13 protein-coding genes are annotated in these 19,140 nt (G+C 43.3%); 5 read left to right on the forward strand and 8 right to left on the reverse strand.

The window, feature by feature from the left end; all coding sequences use genetic code 11:
* Positions 1 to 28 precede the first annotated feature (28 nt).
* A complete protein-coding gene (locus BY457_RS10425; protein WP_106153274.1) occupies positions 29 to 2,428 on the forward strand; it encodes a TonB-dependent receptor in 2,400 nt (799 codons plus the stop codon).
* On the opposite strand, the gene BY457_RS10430 is transcribed toward BY457_RS10425, so the two are convergent.
* Together BY457_RS10430 and BY457_RS10440 are read right to left on the reverse strand one after the other, a co-directional pair.
* Positions 2,372 to 3,571 (reverse strand): metallophosphoesterase, encoded by a 1,200-nt coding sequence (locus BY457_RS10430; RefSeq protein WP_258176693.1) that lies wholly within the window; start codon positions 3,569 to 3,571, stop codon positions 2,372 to 2,374. The two genes, BY457_RS10425 and BY457_RS10430, sit on opposite strands and share 57 nt — an antisense overlap.
* Positions 3,572 to 3,975: 404 nt before the next feature.
* Positions 3,976 to 4,794, reverse strand: a complete 819-nt coding sequence (locus BY457_RS10440; RefSeq protein ID WP_106153277.1) for an SDR family NAD(P)-dependent oxidoreductase — start codon at positions 4,792 to 4,794, stop codon at positions 3,976 to 3,978.
* A 188-nt stretch (positions 4,795 to 4,982) separates the two neighbouring features.
* On the opposite strand from BY457_RS10440, the gene BY457_RS10445 reads away from it, so the two are divergent.
* Positions 4,983 to 5,339, forward strand: a complete 357-nt coding sequence (locus BY457_RS10445) for a hypothetical protein (RefSeq protein ID WP_106153278.1) — start codon at positions 4,983 to 4,985, stop codon at positions 5,337 to 5,339.
* 42 nt (positions 5,340 to 5,381) lie between these two features.
* On the opposite strand, the gene BY457_RS10450 is transcribed toward BY457_RS10445, so the two are convergent.
* Positions 5,382 to 7,538, reverse strand: a complete 2,157-nt coding sequence (locus tag BY457_RS10450) for a S9 family peptidase (protein WP_106153279.1) — start codon at positions 7,536 to 7,538, stop codon at positions 5,382 to 5,384.
* A 766-nt stretch (positions 7,539 to 8,304) separates the two neighbouring features.
* Here BY457_RS10450 and BY457_RS10460 point away from each other — a divergent pair.
* The 3 genes from BY457_RS10460 (at position 8,305) to BY457_RS10470 (ending at position 13,192) form a co-directional block, all read left to right on the forward strand.
* Positions 8,305 to 10,788 (forward strand): helix-turn-helix domain-containing protein, encoded by a 2,484-nt coding sequence (locus BY457_RS10460; RefSeq protein WP_106153280.1) that lies wholly within the window; start codon positions 8,305 to 8,307, stop codon positions 10,786 to 10,788.
* Positions 10,789 to 11,041: 253 nt separating this feature from the next.
* A complete protein-coding gene (locus tag BY457_RS10465) occupies positions 11,042 to 11,884 on the forward strand; it encodes a LytTR family transcriptional regulator DNA-binding domain-containing protein (protein WP_106153281.1) in 843 nt (280 codons plus the stop codon).
* A 216-nt stretch (positions 11,885 to 12,100) separates the two neighbouring features.
* Positions 12,101 to 13,192 (forward strand): fatty acid desaturase family protein, encoded by a 1,092-nt coding sequence (locus BY457_RS10470; RefSeq protein ID WP_106153282.1) that lies wholly within the window; start codon positions 12,101 to 12,103, stop codon positions 13,190 to 13,192.
* A gap of 77 nt (positions 13,193 to 13,269) precedes the next feature.
* On the opposite strand, the gene BY457_RS10475 is transcribed toward BY457_RS10470, so the two are convergent.
* From BY457_RS10475 to BY457_RS10495, 5 genes are all read right to left on the reverse strand, one after another.
* The gene (locus BY457_RS10475; protein ID WP_106153283.1) at positions 13,270 to 13,500 is read right to left on the reverse strand and encodes a hypothetical protein; all 231 of its coding nucleotides are present in this window, start codon (positions 13,498 to 13,500) and stop codon (positions 13,270 to 13,272) included.
* Positions 13,501 to 14,027: 527 nt separating this feature from the next.
* Positions 14,028 to 15,314: a Gfo/Idh/MocA family protein gene (locus tag BY457_RS10480; RefSeq protein WP_106153284.1), complete on the reverse strand. Its 1,287-nt coding sequence runs from the start codon at positions 15,312 to 15,314 to the stop codon at positions 14,028 to 14,030.
* 14 nt (positions 15,315 to 15,328) lie between these two features.
* A complete protein-coding gene (locus tag BY457_RS10485; protein ID WP_181256454.1) occupies positions 15,329 to 16,138 on the reverse strand; it encodes an FAD:protein FMN transferase in 810 nt (269 codons plus the stop codon).
* A gap of 28 nt (positions 16,139 to 16,166) precedes the next feature.
* Positions 16,167 to 17,516 (reverse strand): Gfo/Idh/MocA family protein, encoded by a 1,350-nt coding sequence (locus BY457_RS10490; RefSeq protein WP_106153286.1) that lies wholly within the window; start codon positions 17,514 to 17,516, stop codon positions 16,167 to 16,169.
* Positions 17,517 to 17,734: 218 nt separating this feature from the next.
* Entirely contained in the window at positions 17,735 to 19,129 is a 1,395-nt protein-coding gene (locus tag BY457_RS10495; protein ID WP_106153287.1) for a 3-keto-disaccharide hydrolase, read from the reverse strand.
* Between the last annotated feature and the right edge of the window lie 11 nt (positions 19,130 to 19,140).

The raw sequence follows: 19,140 nt of genomic DNA on the forward strand, positions 1-19,140 counted from the left end.
TCTACATTTAAACTCTAAACAAAACAAGATGACACTTAAACTGAAATTATTTATAGTTTTCCTTTTCATTACCTCACTGGGTTTTGCCCAGAATGCGACCCTCAGAGGATTGGTGAAAGATGCCTACAATAACGATCCGCTGCCTTTTGTGAATATTGTGATCGAAGGCACCAATACAGGGACTACTACCAATGAGGATGGAGAATTCATTTTTGAGGAGCTGGATCCCGGATTTATTCGTTTGCAATTATCGTCCATTGGTTATGAGAACAAGTTGACAGAAGAGATTAATCTCTCGGCTGTGCGATCTAATTACATCGAGATCGCCATGAAACAAAAAACCACCCAGTTGGAGGAGGTGCAGGTAACTGCCGGAAGTTTTGTTCGCCGTGGTGAAACGCCTGTGTCTTTGAGACGGATAGGAATTGAGCAAATAGAGAAAGGGGCAGGGGCATCCCGTGACTTGGCCAAAGTATTGCAGAGCTTTCCCGGGGTGGGTGCAGCTGTCTCCTTTCGCAATGACCTGATTGTGCGAGGAGGTGGCCCTTCTGAGAATCGTTTTTTTCTGGACGGAATTGAAATTCCTGTGTTGAACCATTTCTCCACTCAGGGAGCATCGGGAGGAGCTGTGGGGATTTTAAATGTGGACTTTATTCGTGAAGTGGATTTCTATTCCAGTGCTTTTCCTGCTGACAGGGGAGGTGCCATGAGTTCGGTATTCGAGTTTAAGCAGATTGATGCCAACAAGGACAAACCATCTTTTAAGAGTACTTTGGGTGCCTCAGAAATTTCCTTATCTGCTAATACTCCTTTAGGAGAGAAAACAGGAGCGCTGTTTTCAGTGCGTCGCTCTTATTTACAGTTTTTGTTTGATCAGATTGGTTTGCCCTTTTTGCCTACGTTTAATGATTTTCAGTTTCGTACCAAAACGCGCTTTGATCAGAAAAACGAATTGACATTGCTGGGTGTCGGAGCCATAGATGAGTTTAAGTACAATCCATCTCCTGATCCTACGGAGGAAAATCGCTATACCTTAAAGTATCTGCCGGCTTACGAGCAATGGAATTATACTGTGGGAGCCAGCTATAAGCACTTTAGGGAGCGAAATTACTATGTGCTGGCCCTCAGTCGCAGTCATTTGAACAATGTTATTTCAAAATACGAAGACAACGAGGTGGATAATCCCGACAAATTGCTGACCGATTATACCAGCGATGAGATTCAAAACCGTTTGCGGTTCGAAATTTTCAGCAATCCCGGGGAATATACGCTTAAAGGGGGGATAAATCTGGAAAGTGCCTCCTATTACAACCGGACTTTTGCCCGTACTTTTCGTGACGGTCAGGAAGCATTGATTCGTTACAGTTCCGATCTGGATTTTTTTCAATATGGTGCTTTTGGCTCTGTGTCGAGAAAGTTTCTGGATGAAAAGCTGGATGTGAGAGCCGGAGTGCGTTTTGATGCTAATACCTACAGCAATGAGATGAATAATCCGCTGACGCAATTCAGTCCAAGGCTTACGGCATCCTACGAATTGATGCCCCGGGTAAGCGTTACCTTTAACTCCGGACGGTATTTCCAGTTGCCGGCCTACACCATGATGGGGTACCGTGACAACGATGGACAATTGGTAAATAAAAACAACGGCTTAAAGTACATTCATGCCGACCATTTGGTGGCTGGTGTTGAGTGGAGGCCCAATAACTATACCCGCATTGGGCTGGAAGGATTCCTGAAAGATTATGACAACTATCCGTTTTCGGTTCAGGATTCCGTAGCGATGGCAAGCAAAGGTGGAGATTACGGAACTTTCGGTGATGAGGAAGTGACCAGTTCTTCCGAGGGGCGTACCTATGGATTGGAGTTGTTGGTCAGACAAAAATCACCCAAAGGATACAGTTATATATTGGCTTATACCTGGAGTCATGCCGAGTTTACCGATGTGGACGGAAATTATGTGCCCTCAGCATGGGATAGTGAGCATTTATTGACGTTCACCTTCAATAAGTCGTTTAAAAAGAATTGGGATTTCGGACTGAAATGGCGTTTTGCCGGAGGTTTGCCATACACACCTTATGATCTGGAAAAATCAAGAGATGTGCAGGCATGGAATGTGCGCGGCCGTGAATACCCGGATTACAATCGTTTCAATGAAAAGCGGTTGCCCTCATTCCATCAACTCGATTTGCGGGTGGATAAATCATGGATGTTTCCAAAGTTCTCCCTGGGATTGTATTTGGACATTCAGAATGTTTACAACAAGCAGAATGAGAATCCTCCACGGTTGGTTCAGCGTCTTGGAGATAATGGAGAGCCGGTGGTAGCCAATCCATCTGCTCCTGCTGAGAATCAGGAGTACGACCTGAAGGAGTTAATTACCACTTCGGGAACTGTCCTTCCTACTATTGGTGTTATCCTGGAATTTTAAATTAATTAAAATCACCTCGGGTCTGTTGCCGGTCCTTACCGGTGGGCCCCAGGTGCCAAATCCGGTACTTACCCAAAAATGCGTGTCACCTTTTTGTTTGTAACCACGGCTTACCTCATAAATTTTATTGGTAATATATCCGAATGGCCATAATTGCCCGTGATGAGTATGCCCGGAGATCTGCAGGTCTATGCCTTTTCCTGTAACGGAGTCCAGATGATATGGCTGGTGATCCAGCATAATTACCGGCAGGTTGGTGTCGATATTCTGAAGAAGATCTTCCACGCCCTTTCTTTTCTGGTCTTTGCTGAAATTGGCATGGAGGTCTTCACGGCCAATCACATAAAAGGCATTCCCGATAAGCACTGAAGAGTCGCGAAGGACTTTTATGCCATGTTCTTCAAGATAATTTATTGATGGTTCTCCTCCACCGATATATTCATGGTTTCCGGTAGAGGCATAAATGCCCATAGGTGCTTTGAGTTTACGCAGAGAATCTCCCAGGTTCTGGCGAATAACAGGGCCTACGTCTTCATCCAACACATCTCCGGCCATTAAAATGATATCCGGATTGAGGGCATTGAGCTTATTGACGAGTTTACCGGTCTTCCGAGGCCCTATGATGGTGCCCATATGCACGTCACTGACCGCAGCAATACGCAATTCTTTCAGGCCATTGGCCGATTTGGGAATTTCAATATCAAGTTTGGCTGTCCTTGGGTGCCAGGCATTGATATGACCCGCCAAGATAATGAGGAATGTAACTGAAGCTACAGAGGCTCCCACAATGAACTTGAACCGTGTATAATCGGCTCCGGCCATTTTTCGAATAAACGGAATTGCCAGATCAATGAGTCGAACTATATCGATCAATAATACCTGCAGTGTGGCGTAAAGCATAACGGCAAACCAAAACGCTCCCAGCCAGTGGAGGGAGACAGTGAGCGGGTTGTACATGCTTTTTTCGAGGGTGCGCCCAATGATGTAGCTAAAAGTGGCCAGTACCATGAAGGCTATAAACCAGGGTCTGACTTTTGGATATGCCTCAAGGGCTTGGTATCCCCGCCATGTAAGATAAAAATTGACGAGTATCTGAACTGTGAGTACGATTACAAAAAACATAAAATATTGACTTTTTTGCATGTGAGAAGTTTAATCAGGAAATGCAAATATACTTAGTTTCTGTCCATAAAGTACTACTTGCGTCGTTACGCTTGCCGCCAAAATACTCATTTACGATTAGTAAACTCCGTTTTTGGCGGCTTCGCAAGCCTAGCAATTGGGGCTTTCTGACCAGAAACAGCTCTAAAAACAGAATTTGCTTAGTTTATGGACAGGCACTACTTAGGGGCTGTCTATAAACTAAGCGTTTTTCACGTGTTTGAGATAGAAAGTTCAAATTCACGGCGTGTAAAAAATCTAAACCGCAGTCCCGAAGTAGCTTTTGTAAGGTTTTTTGAACAAAAAACCAACAAAAAGTACAATCGGGATGAGGTTTTAGATTTTGAGCAACAACGCAGAAGTTGGACTTTATAGACAAGCATTTCTTAAATGTTGATAAGAATGCGTGTCAGTCTCCTGAACCATGTTCCCGGTAAAATCCGGTAAAGCAATAAAAACATTTTGGCCTGAAAACCTGCCGGGTACCTGAGCTTGTTACTTCGCGAAGTGGCTGCGCGGTATATGGCTTTCGCTACAACCTCGGGTTGAGCCGCGTATTTGAATGTTTTATTGTAAAAATGAGAAACCTTCTGTGAGATGGCAATATATTTTTGGTCATCAGGGGGTAGTATTTCATCTTTGGAGCGGCCGTTGAATTCGGTTTTCACCGGGCCCGGCTCAATGATTTTTACTTTAATGTTGAAGGGATGAAGTTCATAAAAGAGACTTTCTGTTAGTCCTTCCACTGCATATTTGCTGGCATGATACAGCGAATAAAGAGGGAGCCCCATTTTTCCGGCAATGGAGGATAGATTGATAATAGTTCCTTTCTTTCTTTCTCGCATCAAAGGCAATATGTATCTGATTACCCTTAAGGTTCCCAATACATTGGTGTCTATTTGTCTGATGATTTGTTCATCACCTGCTCCTTCCAGAATCCCCAGTGCGCCGTAGCCGGCATTGTTAACCACCACATCAATCCCCTCCATGTCCTGCCATGCTTTAAGGATGGTTTGTTCAGCACCATGTGGTTGGGTTACATCCAGAGGATAAATGGCAACGCCCGGGATATTGACTAAGTCGCCTGCTTTTTCGGGATTGCGCATAGTGGCAGCGACTTTCCAGCCGCGTGCCGCAAAGTAACGAACGGTTTCGCGTCCTATTCCTGAGGAGGCCCCTGTAATGAGAATCTTTTTTGTGTTCATGGATGGTTTTGATGAGTAAAATAAAAATGGTTATTCTACCTTTGACGCGAAATGTATTTAGAGGTTTTTTTTATTTTATCAATGTATCATAAAGAACAATAAACTTGCTTTTATGTTTGTTGAATGATGGTGGCCGAAGAATGAATTGCCTCGGAGCTTATATGAACATTAAATGAAAAACATTAAGAATGAACAATAAAATTTTTCTTTTTACAGGGTTATTTTTGGTTTTTGTAGCTGTCGGATTGCGAATTTTTAGTGTGGACTGGTACAGCTATGTGCTGATTGCGGGTATTTCGCTTAAAGTTTTATATCTCACACTTGGATTACTTAATGGCTCTCTCGCTGGAGGACGTTATCTCGTGATGCTTTTTGCAGGTATTGCCATGGTGGGAACCGGCGGTTTTTTGAAGGGCGAGCCTTCAACCGCTTTGATCGGTTCTTTGCTTATGTACGCCGGATTTCTACTGAAAGCTGTTTCTATTGTATTTATGGTAGTAGTGGGGCGCAAACGAAGGATGCAGACGAAAGAGCTGTTGAACTGATGAGTTGGTGAGAAAAAACTCACCAGCTCATCAGCTTACCAGCTATTCCTTAAGCCATTTATCCAGCCAACCAAAGAATTCCCTTTGCCATAGGATTCCGTTTTGTGGGGTAAGTACCCAATGACTCTCTTCGGGAAAGAAGAGGAAACGTGACGGAACCCCTCTGAGTTTTGCAGCATTGAAGGCAGCCATTCCCTGGGTGTAAGGAATCCGGAAATCTTTACCTCCATGGATGACAAGCAGGGGGGTGTCCCATTTTTCCACAAAGAGGTGTGGTGAGAAATTGTAATGTTTTTCCGGCATTTCCCAGTAAGGCTTCTTCAGATCCCAGTTGACAAAGAACATCTCCTCGGTGGTGGTGTACATCATCTCCTGGTTGAACACCCCGCAATGCGAGATGAAAGCGCTGAATCGCTTATCGTGGTTGCCTGCGAGCCAATAGACCGAATAGCCCCCGTAACTGGCACCTACGGCACCCAGATTTTCTTCATCCACATAAGGTTCTTTGGCCATAGTATCGATGGCGCTGAAATAATCCTGCATATTCTGGCCACCGTAATCCCCACTGATTTGCTCGTTCCATTCACGGCCAAAACCGGGAAGTCCCCTTCGGTTTGGCGCCACCACAATGTAGTCGTTGGCTGCCATCATCTGGAAATTCCATCGGTAACTCCAAAACTGACTCACACTGCTTTGCGGGCCTCCCTGGCAATAAAGCAGTGTGGGATATTTCTTCTCGGGATCAAAATTGGGCGGATAGATGATCCAGGTAAGCATTTCCTTATTGTCTGTAGTGGTAATCCAGCGTTTCTCCACTTTCCCCATCTTGATCTGGTTCAGAATGGGCTGGTTAATGGCGGAGATGTTTTTAGCTGATCCATCCACCGGATTCACAGCAAAAATATCGGAGGGAGCACTCATACTCATACGAGTGGTAATCAGATGTCCGCCAGCCGGAATCACAGAGGTATAATTGTTCTTTCCATCGGTGATTTTATGAATGTCTCCACCCGGCAGGTTGATGCGATAAATATCCTCTGTTGCATGGCGGTTGCTGATAAAAAAGAGGGCATCACCCATAAGGTTCCATACAGGGGCATGAATATCCTGATCAAAATTGGCGGTGTAATCAATCACCCGGCCGGTTTCCAGATCTTTAACCAATAGCCGGTTTTTGTCTGCCTCATAACCATCACGGGGCATCGACTCCCAGGCCATCCGAAGTCCGTCGGGTGAAAATACCGGGTTCTTGTCATAACCGGGGTTTTCTTCGGTCAGGTTGACGGTTGTTTTTTTCTCCAGATCGTAGAGATATATGTCGGAATTGGTGGATAGGGCATAATCCTTTCCACTCAGCTTTTTGCAGGTGTAAGCAATTCTTTGACCATCAGGCGTCCAGGTAATCTGCTCCATTCCACCAAAAGGTTGCAGGGGGGTGTCAAAACGTTCATTTTCCATGATATCCGTAGCCTCGGTTATGTGTTTTTCGGTTTGGTACGGAGCTACAAAAATATGACTGTACTTGTAGTCATGCCAACTGTCCCAGTGCCGATACATCAAATCGTCTTCGATGCGTGCATTGGTTTTGGGAAGGTCAGGATACATATCCTCCGGAGTTTCATCCAGCTTGACATCCTTGACAAACAGCAGATGCTCCATGTCGGGAGAATATTTGTAATTGCTGATTCCCCCGGGGATATCTGAAATCTGAACTACTTCTTTCCCGTTGGGATTCATCTCATAAAGCTGGCGGTCGCCATTGTATTCGGATAAAAATGTTATTTTTTGACCATCAGGGCGCCAGTTGACAGCACTTACTGTATTTCTTTTGGCCTTTTTTTCTACTTCTACTGCTTTCTTTTTGCCTCCAAAGGAAAATGAAAATGACCAGTTGCTTTTAAATTGCGTTTCGATTCTCTGTCGGTTGGTTCCATCCGCATCCATAACAAACAGATCGGTATTAAAGCTGTTGTTTTCGATATTGGGGTAAGTAACCGTAAAAAGCACTTTCTGGTGATCGGGAGAAACATTTAGGTTTCCGATACGGCCCATTGACCAAAGAATTTCAGGGGTCATGATACCGTTTTCAACCTTCACATTCTCAGGTTTAAAAGTAGGTCGCATTTCTTGTTTTGTTTTTTCTGAACAGCCCGTCATTAGTGCAAGGCCTGTGAGTATTAAAAGTACCGGTTTTTTCATTCGTTTAAAATTTTGTAATTATCTGATAAAAAACTAATTAAAAATTTGAGAACGAATGGAACCGCTTCGCTCTCGCATAATATTTTTTAAACATGTTCTCTTGTGATTTATATTTAAAAAATATCATGCTCGTTTCATCAGTAAATAATTTATTTAAGTTATTGGTCTGATGGAACTCGCATGGTTGATTGTTTACATTCTCTTTTGAGGCAATCGTTGCCATACTCGTTTCATTGGGAGTTGTTATGTGTTGCTGAATCAACAGAATTATTTTCCAAATTGATTATACTGATTATGTCATTCCTAAATTACAAAAATAGACAGATTTTTGACTAAAATAAACCGAAAGCAGATTTCCACAAAGTTTTGATGCAACTTAAATCAGGTTGCTGATCTTCCATACCGAAGACAAAAGGAGGCTGACAGGAGAGTATTATTATGGGATCTCTGCTTCCACCTTTGTCAGTACAAGCATTTGTTTATAAGAGGACTGCATTTTTCTGTCTGATGCTATTGCTTAAAAATAACAGAAAACGAAGATTTTAGTTAGTTTCAAACTACAACCTCAATATTTGTATACTCGGGCTGTGTCACTCCGGTATGAGTTAAATCTCCGGGATTACAAGCAGCTGCCTCCGTGCCTTCTTCGGGGCATCCTCGTTTTGTTGTATGGTCTGGTTATTAACAGGGCTTTGCATTCTTCATTGTTGCAAATCCACTCTTTAAGCCCTATTTTTGAAGATTGGAACTGCAAAATATGAATATAATGGATTTTCAAACCAACCCTGAACTCAGCCTGGCACGTGAATTTGTTGAATCAACCAAAAGGAATGTTTTTCTTACCGGAAAAGCCGGAACCGGAAAAACAACTTTTCTGCATAAACTGAAAGCCACGCTTCCCAAGCGCATGGTTGTTGTGGCGCCTACCGGAGTCGCTGCCATTAACGCCGGTGGTGTAACCATCCATTCTTTTTTTCAATTGCCTTTTGGCCCGATTGTACCCGGTACTGCCGGAGGAAACGGGCAGGAAAGGCGAAATGTTCATCGCTACAGTCGCCAAAAGATTGATATCATTCGAACGCTTGATTTGCTGGTGATTGATGAGGTGAGTATGGTGCGTTCCGACCTTTTGGACGGAATTGACGAGGTGTTGCGTCGTTTCAGGCGAAACAATCTTCCTTTTGGAGGTGTACAGTTGCTGATGATTGGTGATTTGCAGCAGTTGGCACCTGTGATAAAAGATGAGGAGTGGAGTTTGTTACGTCCTTACTACGATTCGGCTTTTTTCTTCGGGAGCCGGGCTTTGCAAAAAACCGATTATGTGAGTATTGAACTGAAGCAGATTTTTCGTCAGCAGGATGATAAGTTTATCGGGGTACTCAATAAAATCAGAGACAATCAACTTGACCGAGACGGATTGGATTTGTTGAACCAAAGTCATCGGCCCGAGATAGTCAATGGAGACGCAGAAGGTTACATCACACTGACTACACACAATTATCAGGCAAGAAAGATTAATGATGCCAGACTTGCCCAGCTTGCCGGAAATTCGCACACCTTTAAAGCAACCGTGGAGGGAAATTTTCCGGAAAGCAATTTTCCTACAGAATCAAGTCTGACGTTGAAAAAAGGGGCTCAGGTGATGTTTGTGAAAAACGATTCATCTGTTGAGAAAGCCTTCTACAATGGTAAAATTGGACAGATTACTGCCATTGCGGGTGACAAGATATTTGTGAAATGTCCCGGAGATGAAGAGGTTATTGAGGTGAAGCCGGAGCGTTGGGACAATACCCGCTATAAGATCGATGACGAAACCAAAGAGATCCGGGAAGAGGTGGAGGGCACTTTTACCCAATATCCGCTGAAAACTGCATGGGCCATTACCATTCATAAAAGTCAGGGACTCACTTTTGAGAAAGCCATTATCGATGCCAATGCTGCTTTTGCACATGGACAGGTCTATGTGGCCCTGAGTAGGTGTAAATCTCTTGAAGGGTTGGTGTTGACCAGTCCACTGAATGTGTCTGCATTGAAAACAGATGCCGAAGTATCCGGTTTTATCCGCAAGGTGGAGGAGGAACCTGTTGGAGATGATGCTCTGATGCAGGCCAAGCGGGATTACCGGTATATGTTGTTGCAGGAAATGTTTGATATGGGTAGCCTGGAACGTCAGTTGGCGTATTGTCTCAGGGTGGCGTATGAAAACAAAGGGGCTGTGCAGGATGAATTACCAGTGACTCTCGGGAATATGAAAACCATGCTTACAAGTGAGATGAAACCTGTGGCCGATAAGTTTCTTGGACAAATCAACCGTTTGTTGCAGGAAAATCCTGATTCTGACAGCAATGATTTTTTACAGGAACGGATCCAAAAAGCAAGTAACTGGTTTTCTGATAAAACAGCTGAAAGCCTCAAGGCCCCATTTGAAAACCTAAATCTGGAGACGGACAATAAGACTGTTCGAAAAACGCTGAAGCAGGCCTTTGAGCGGCTTGGACTGGAAATTGGCATTAAATCTGAAGTTTATGAACAGTGTAAAGAGGGATTTGAGGTGAAGAAATATCTCAAGGCCCGTGCACAAGGGGTGCTTGACGGAGTTTCCGTGCCATCGACAGGCCGGTCACGCAAAGCAGTGGATGTGTCTGTGAAATACCCTGATTTGTACAGTCGGTTGAAACAGTGGCGCGACGATAAAGCCGAAGAGCTTGATCAGGAGGTTTATATGGTGCTTCAGATTAAGTCGATGAAGCATATTGCAGCCACCCTGCCACAGTCGATGAAGGAAATGAAAAAGATTCATGGCTTCGGGAAAGTGAAACTGGAAAAGTACGGTCCTGAAGTACTCCAAATAGTACTGGATTACTGCAAAGAACATGATCTGGAAAGAACGGACGGGGAGGAGAATCCTTTTGAAATGCCTTCATCCAAACCCAAAAAGGAGAAAGTGGATACCAAACAGGTAACTTTCGATCTTTTCAAGAAAGGGAAAACCATCGAAGCCATAGCCCAGGAACGATCACTAACCGCCGGAACCATCTTTAGCCATATCGGACATTTTGTGCGGAGTGGTGAAATCAATATCTTTCAGATCATTCCGGCTGAGAAAGTACACCGCGTGGCAGACTGGCTCAATGGAAATAAAGCAGAATCACTTACCGAGGTCAAAAACCATTTTGGTGATGAGGTTTCCTGGGATGAACTGCGGTTGATTGTCAATCATGTGAAAGCGAAGGAAGAGGTGAAGGGGTAAGGTTGATAATGAGGTGGCACAATGATTTTAACGGGATTTTTCGTGCGTTTTATTGGGTGGTTTCACTTTGCAAAAACAAACAATAGGCGTGTAGCCCCGTGCATTATCCGGTCCGGCGGATGGCAAAAATGCAAAACGAATGACTTTTAAGGGCTTTCCGAAGTTATCATTATTTCAGATTCATGAGATGTTCAAATTTTATTATCTGTCGGGGTGAACCACAACTTTCATTGGATAATTGTGTTTTAAAATAATGAACAGTCAACTTTCTCAAATAATCGAAGGTTCAAAGGAGCGTCTCCGTCTTTTTCTGAGCATTGGTCTCGGGATATTCATGTTTATGCTTTTTTTTGAGCCTTTTTCTATATTTCTTTCAGACTTAAATAAACGCCTGGTGTTTCTGGTGGGGCTTACGGGTATTTTCTTTGTTTTGATGATGCTGGTTTACGTGGTTATTTCTCATTTCTTTGCCCGATCCCGTTCTCCCATAAAAGAATCATTTCTTTCTTCCTACGTGACGGGGTTTATTCTGATGGTTTTGAGCAGCATCGCTCTAACATTTTATCTGAGGTATGTCGGGATGGTGAATATGTCCTTTTTTACTTTTTTCAAAATACTGGTTATCTCATTGGTTCCACCGGTGACAATAAGTCTGCATGATACCATCCAAAACCTGAAGGCACACAATGCAGCTTTAATTCTTGCCAGGGAAAAAGAGCGAAAGCGGGTTGAGAGGTACGAAGACGAATTCCTGAGCAAAACGGTAGAGTTAAGCGCCGAAGGAGGACGAGATACATTTAAGGTAGTTGTTTCGGATATCATTTACGTTGTTTCGGCAGATAATTATGTGGAGATTGTCTTCAAAGAAAATGAACACTTTGAGAAGAAGTTATTGCGGAACACGTTGAAGAATCTCCAGCTTTTACTATCTCCGTATTCAAACTTTATTCGTTGTCATCGAACCTGCCTGGTTAACATTCATTTCATTGATCAATTGCGTAAAAACTACAACAATTATTGGATATCTCTAAAGGGTACAGATCAAAAACTGCCTGTTTCACGTCAGTATTTGCTGAGGGTTAGAGAGGTTATGTGAGTTGTAGGGGTGAGTGTTATTCGCCCTTTAATATTGCCATCTATCCCATAAGACATCCCTCCGCCATCCTTTTTATTCCATTTGCCCCATTCATTTGATGCAGCTCCTTTGGGAAGCTACCTTTGTATAGAATGGAACTTCCATAAAGACCGGTCCTATTTGTAAACCGGTTTTATAGGAAGTGCTTTGTGTGTTCAATTTATAAATTTTTTAGGTATGAGTAATCAAAAAATTATTTTCCCCTTAGATAAAAATCCTGATTTCATCAATGATTTGAGAAGGAGGGTGGATGGTTATTTCAAGGATAACAATCTCTCAAAATATGGCAATAAAACCATTGTTTTTCAGTCTGTTTTCATGGGTGTTCTCTATGTTCTGCCTTATGTGCTGATGCTGTCAGGTGTAATAACGTCGGTTCCGGGAGTTATTTTGAGCTGGGTAGCGATGGGTGGCGGAATGGCCGGTTTGGGAATGGTGTTGATGCATGATGCCAATCATCGCGTGTTTTCCAGAAACCAAACAGTTAATAAGTGGCTTGGAAAGTCCCTGTATCTTCTTGGAGGGTTTCCGCCAAACTGGAGGCATCAGCACAACACGATGCACCATGGTTTCACCAATATTGAAGGTCATGATGAAGATATTGCGCCGGTCGGGTTTTTGAGGTTTTCACCTCACCGCAAGCTTTTTAAGGTTCATCGTTTTCAGCACATCTATGCCTGGTTTTTATACGGTTTGATGACTCTGTCGTGGGTGACGATGAAGGATTTTGTTCGAATAAAGAATTATAAGAATGAGGGTGTTGCTCCATTTGATAAGAAATACAAGTCGTATCTCACTGATTTGATTGTTGCCAAATCAATTTATTACTTTTTTCTGCTGGTATTACCCATTTTGATAATGCCGGTTGGCTGGTACTGGATTGTTGGCGGCTTCTTTATTATGCATTATATCAGCGGCCTGATACTAACCACCATTTTTCAAACTGCTCACGTGGTGCCAAGTTCAGCTTATCCACTACCATCTGATGAAGGAAAACTGGAAAACAACTGGGCCATTCATCAGTTGCTGACGACCTCTGATTTTTCACCCAAGAGTAAAGTTCTTTCATGGATGATAGGGGGCTTAAATTATCAGGTAGAGCATCATCTGTTTCCCAATATCAGCCATGTACATTATAGAAAACTTTCGCAACTGGTTAAAGAAACTGCTTTTGAATACAATCTTCCGTATCACTCTCAGGAAACGTTCTTTAAAGCCGTAGCAGGTCACGCGAGAATGTTAAAAATGCTGGGAAGACAGGTTGCTTAAGTTTATTTATTCAAACAGGGTTTACAAGATTTTGATGGTCCGGCCTCCTAATTGATCTCAATTTATGGCCGGACTTGTTATTTTTTGAGGTTACGAACCAATAAAAACAATCCGCGAAAGATCCACAAAATAAGATAGATGACGATACTGATTGCTACAACGTACCCCAGATGAGTGTACAATTCGCTCCAACTGGTATCGTAGTAAATTATTGAATATACGTTAAGTCCGATGGCAGCGACCAAACAAACCAGCCATATAAAAAGCTCTCTTTTTAGTTTTCTATGGGTAATGATAATATCTTTCATTCGTTTAAAATTTTGTAATTACATGATAAAAAACTAATTAAAAATTTGAGAACGAATGTAACCGCTTCGCTCTCACATAATATTTTTTAAACATATTCTTTTGTGATATTTATGCTTAAAAAATATCATGCTCGTTTCATCAGTACAAAATTTGTTTAAGTTATTGGTCTGATGGAACTCGCATGAAAGAACTTATACATATTCTTTTGAGGCAATCATTGCCATGCTCGTTTCATCTAATTAAATTTATATTCACTTTAAAATCTGCAATTTAGGTGATTTCGTTAGTTCTTTGGGAATGTCGCAAAATACGCTTTGCTTGAGTTCTTAAAAGTGGCGGATCGGAATCCTCCACACCTTTTTCATGTAGGCTAACTACCTGCAATTGAGCTATTTTCATATAGCTCGAATTGTAAGCCCTTTGAAATGTGCTGTTTATATGATTGTGTTAGTTCTTTGGGTGTGTCGTTATCAAGAGAAATAACTACTGCCTACTGACAACTGCCTAACGACTAACTTACTTTCATTTATATCTTATATTTGTTGGCAAGCGTTAGTTTTTCTCCTGTTTCAATGGCAATTTCGCCCAAAAGCGTCCAGATACTTGCGTTATATCCTTCCCGGGTAAGTGATTCAGGTGCTTTTCCTGCTCTGATGAATTTGGCAAAGCCTTCCAGTTGAAGTGCAGTGTCATAAAAGTCGGTGTTTTCGATGATGGGCTCCCCATTGTACTTTACTGCTGTTTCGGGAACCCAGCTGGCACCACCAATCATCACTTTGCCAAAAAATCCTGATTCCATATCGTTGAGCAACTGGAGTATGCCAGGTGCAGGAGGAGGCGTTTCAGTATAGTAGCGATTGGTTTCAAACTCAATGGTGCCTTTGTGTCCCATGATTTGTTCCTCCAAACCGTATTTTTTGTTGCTGGTCATGGAGTCATAGATAAACTGTGTGCCATCTTCGTAAGAATAGATGAGCGCCACGTTGTCGTTTACCTCGCGTCCATCTTTCCAGTACACAATACTTCCGGTTCCTGTTACTGATACCGGCGTTTTTTGAAGGGCCCAGTTGGCCACCTGAATCTGGTGTGACATTAGTTCAGTTAACAATCCGGCTGAATATTCTTTATACAATCGCCAGTTGATGAAGCGCTCCATCTCGATGGTATTGTCAGGAACCGGGCGCCGCCAGTCGTTGTTTCGATGCCAGTAGGCGCGGATTTGTCCCAGTTTCCCAAGTTCTCCATTGTGTATGCGCTGCATTCCCTCGAGATAAACGGGGTTGAAAAGGCGTTGATGGCCGATTTGAAGGATCTTTCCGGTTGCTTTATGTGCATCATACATGGCTTTTGTGGTGTCCAATGTGCGAGCCATGGATTTTTCGCAAAAAACATGAATACCTGCAAGCATTGCATCAATAGCAATATGAGCGTGCTGGTGCAGTGGAGTGGCAATGATTACGCCATCTACTTTCTCTTTGTTTAGCAAATCTTCGTAATTGTTGTAAAGAACCGGATTCATGTTTTGTTCTTTACACATTTTCTTCGTTTCCTGCAGATTGGGTTGATAAACATCACAAAGAGCTGCAATTTCCAGGTTGCTGCTTTCGGTTATTTCAAATAAAAGGCGCAGGAGCTGCTTACCCCGGCTGCCTGTGCCAATAACGGCAAGTCTTACCCTGTCTGAGGCATTTTTACCGGCTGTAGATGACTGCGCAAAAGCACTAAGCCATGGTGAGGCAGCCAGCGTTGCCACTGAACCTGTGATAGCCATTTTTTTGAGGAATTCTCTTCTTGACTGTATTTTATCCTGCATAGATTTTGTGTGTTTTAATGAATTGGGAAAACAGCCCATTTCTTCACATTGAAATGGCTGGCAATTTTCTGATGTTTTTCACCAGGTGCTGCGATAAGGGCAGTTGATAAAACCTCCGCCTCCGTGGCACTTACACTCTGAACAACTGAGGTAAAGGAGGGGGGATAATCTCCCGTTTTGGGATTCAGGATGTGTGGCGTTTTTCCACTCCCATGGCCGGAACAGCTGACAGAAACGGCATCATTTCTCAGCGGCCAGATATCTCCTGCAATTTTCTGACTCTTCAATGAAAAGGGCCAGTGATCACCATGTGGATGATGTCCTTTGGTAAGGATGGAACTGCCTCCAAAACTGATAAACGTATTTTTAATACCAAATTCATCTAATATCTTCGATGTTTCATCCAACGCCAGTCCTTTTCCTATTCCTCCAAAATCCAGGGATACAGCAGGATGAAGAAACCGTATGGAATTATTCGACGTATTTATTTTAATAATATCTTTCGGTGGATGTATGGGGAGGGAATTTTCTGAAAATGAACTTTTTTCTTTTAAGGAGGCATAGACTTTTCCGGCAAATACATTGAAATAGCCCTCCGACTTTTGAAAATATTTCATCCCGTTGCTGATGCTTTCAAAAAGAAAGGGACTGATGACCATCCTTTTCGAAAAGGCAGTTTGGTTAACCTTAAAAGTTTCGGCTTCTGAATTAAATCGATCCAGAATGGTTTGTAATTCCATAATATGGGTGACTACTTTTTCAGTAACCTGATCGGCTAAAGCCTGATCAATACCCCAAAAGACGATGTCCAGCGGGGTATTCATCAGGAATGCATTTTTGTGGAAGATGTTATTAGAATTTTGGTTCCCAGCCTTTTTCATAAGTTCTTTCCCATAATTCCATAGCTTTAAAGCTATTGGTGATGTGTCCGTTTTTTGGGTCACATATAAGTGACTCCCCGGTACGCGAGGAGATGTTTGCCAAGTGTCCAAGCAGGGTGCTGGTGGCCCCTTCATCGATTGGGGAACGCAATTCTTCTTTGCCTCTGATGGCTTCAAAGAAGTTTTGAGCATGCAGGGTTGACATATCTCCACCGCCTCCCAGTTGCGTGCCACCTTCATTGCTTCCTGATTGTTTCTCCCTGATGAGAGAGCCGTTTCGGTCAAACAGCTTGTAACCACCCCGGTCAACCCACACACTTCCTTCAGTACCATAAATGATGGTTCCACGCCCGGCACCATAGGTTTTGTGGGAATTCCTGCTCTTGCCATCCCATTGAATGATTTTATTTCCGGGAAAACGAAAGGTGGCATCCATGGTGTCGTACATCGTCCAGCCATCATCCGGCCAGTGATATTTACCCGAGTTGACCATCACGGCCTCAGGAAAACTGACCTGTAAAGCCCATCGGGCCACGTCTAACTCATGCACGGCGTTATTGCCTGTTTCAGCTGTTCCATAGTCCCATCCATACCAGTGCCAGTTGTAGTCCCAGGTGTTGTGTTCGTAAGCTTTTCGGGGGGCCGGTCCCTGCCACAATTCCCAATTCAGACCTTCCGGAGGAGCTGCTTTGGTGGGATTGACAACCCTTCCGCGCCCATTGCTGTAAAAGGCTTTTGCCATGTAAGGTTTACCAATAGCTCCATTGTGGATTTCTTTGATGATTTCGATGGTTTCAATTGAGGATCTCTGTTGGTTACCCATTTGAATGACCTTACCGTAGCGATCGCGTGACTTTACCAGTAATTCACCTTCATAAGGATTGTGACTGCAGGGTTTTTCCACATACACATGTTTCCCGGCAGCATTTGCCAGCCAGGTTCCTGGTGCGTGCCAGTGGTCGGGTGTGGCCAGGAATACGGCATCCACATCTTTGTCATCAATTACTTTGAAGAAATCTTCTTCAAGTTTGGGTCTGTAATCCAGCACTTCTCCAAATCTTTTGGCTGCATTAGTCATTTGGCTTTGCATCACGTCGCACAGGTAAAGCAATCGAACATTGCTTTTGGGGTCTGAGATGGGTGGAATGTAGGCACCTAATCGGCGACCAAGGCCAACGATGGCCACATTCAGGCGGTCGTTGGCGCCCATAATTCCCGCATAACTTTTAGGGCTCATGCCCATTCCGGCAATGGTAAGGCCGGCGGCTCCTAGTGCCGATTTTTTGATGAATTCTCTTCTTGAGTTTTTATTTTTTTTCATGGTTTTGGTTTTATTGGATGTTGAAAATTGGTTTGCATAAAGACTCTTAGCTTAAGTTTATAGTAACGTGTGTTTGTTTTGAGATTGCTTCGGGCTTAGCCCGAAGCAATCTCAAATTGTAAAAACGTTATTTTAAACTATAGCCAGATTCTTAGTTAGTATGTTGTTTCTTAGCAATTTCAACTACTTACTACTGGCTAATTACTACTAACTAATTACTAACGACTAATCTCTTTTATCTTTATATTCTTGAACTCTACTTCATTGCCATGATCCTGAAGCAGGATGTTTCCTTTTTCATATTCACCAAAGGCAGGCCACTTGCTGTATTTACTGTAAGCCACCAGAGCCCGCCACATCTGGGTGTCGCGTTCGTACTCCACGACTTTGATGCCATTAAGGAAATGCTGAACTTTTTTACCATTTACCACAATCATTGCACGGTTCCAGTTTTCATAACCATTGACATATTTCTCCCGGGGTAAATGGGTATTGTATTCATACCCGTTGGCCGTGATGAGATCATAAAGGGATGCCATGGTTCTATTACCATTAACTCCCATTTTTGCGTCGGGATGATGCTCGTCATCAAGGATCTGGAATTCGCAACCAATGGAAGAGCCTTCTCCTTTGTTCAACTCAGTATCCACAAAATACTTGATGCCGCTGTTGGCTCCTTTTGTGATGCTGAAATCTACGATCAGGATGAAATCTGAGTATTGCTTTTCGGTGACAATGTCCCCACCATTGGTCGATTCACCACCTCCTGAGGCGTGAACTTTCAGGATGCCATCATTGATGCTCCAACCGTTTTCAGGAAAGTGATCCAGTTTGGCACCTCTCCAGCCGCTGGTGGTTTTTCCGTCCCACAACAGTTTCCAGCCATCGGCTTCTTCGCGTTCGGTAAGCTGATTTTTCAGATAACTTACTTCCGGAGCTTTCATGTTTTTGTATTCTTCAAAGTCTCTTTCGTTGATTTCTTTTAGCCGGATGTTTTTCCACCTTATTTTTTTGCCTTCCAACTCTTTGTTATTGCCAATGCTATGCACCTGGAGGGCTATAAAACCGGTTTCAATATCGTCTTCAACAAGGTTTGAGGCAGGTACCCCATTGACCCAGGTCATAATATGATGATCGAAAGCGACCACCTTAAAGGTGTTCCATTCACCTTTCCTGAAAGCATCTTTGGCCCCGGGGTTATAGTCCAACGGGTAGCGCCAGCCTTTCCGGGCTTCGTCATAGATACCGCCGGCCCATGCACGTTTCGAGTCTTCACATTCCACTTGTGGTCCGTGTACGCGTCCGTTGTTATATTCTTTGTTGCTGTGGCTCCGAATTTGAACACCCGAGTTCAATCCCTCATCCATTTTCATGTCGTATTCCAGAATGAAATTGGTGTACTCTTTTTTGGTGGCAAGGAAGGTGTTGGGAGATTTAGTAACTGAGGTACCAATAATCATCCCGTCTTCCACATCGTAAGGGGCATTTCCGTTGAGTACTTCCCAGCCCCGGAGGTTTTTCCCGTTAAAAAGTTCCTCCCGGTCGCCCTGGGCATTTACCCCGGTCATCGATATCAGCAGAATTACAGATAAAAGAGAAAGACATTTTTTCATAGTTCTTCTTT

The sequence above is a fragment of the Marinilabilia salmonicolor genome (genome assembly GCF_003003035.1).
GTDB classification, from domain to species: domain Bacteria; phylum Bacteroidota; class Bacteroidia; order Bacteroidales; family Marinilabiliaceae; genus Marinilabilia; species Marinilabilia salmonicolor_A.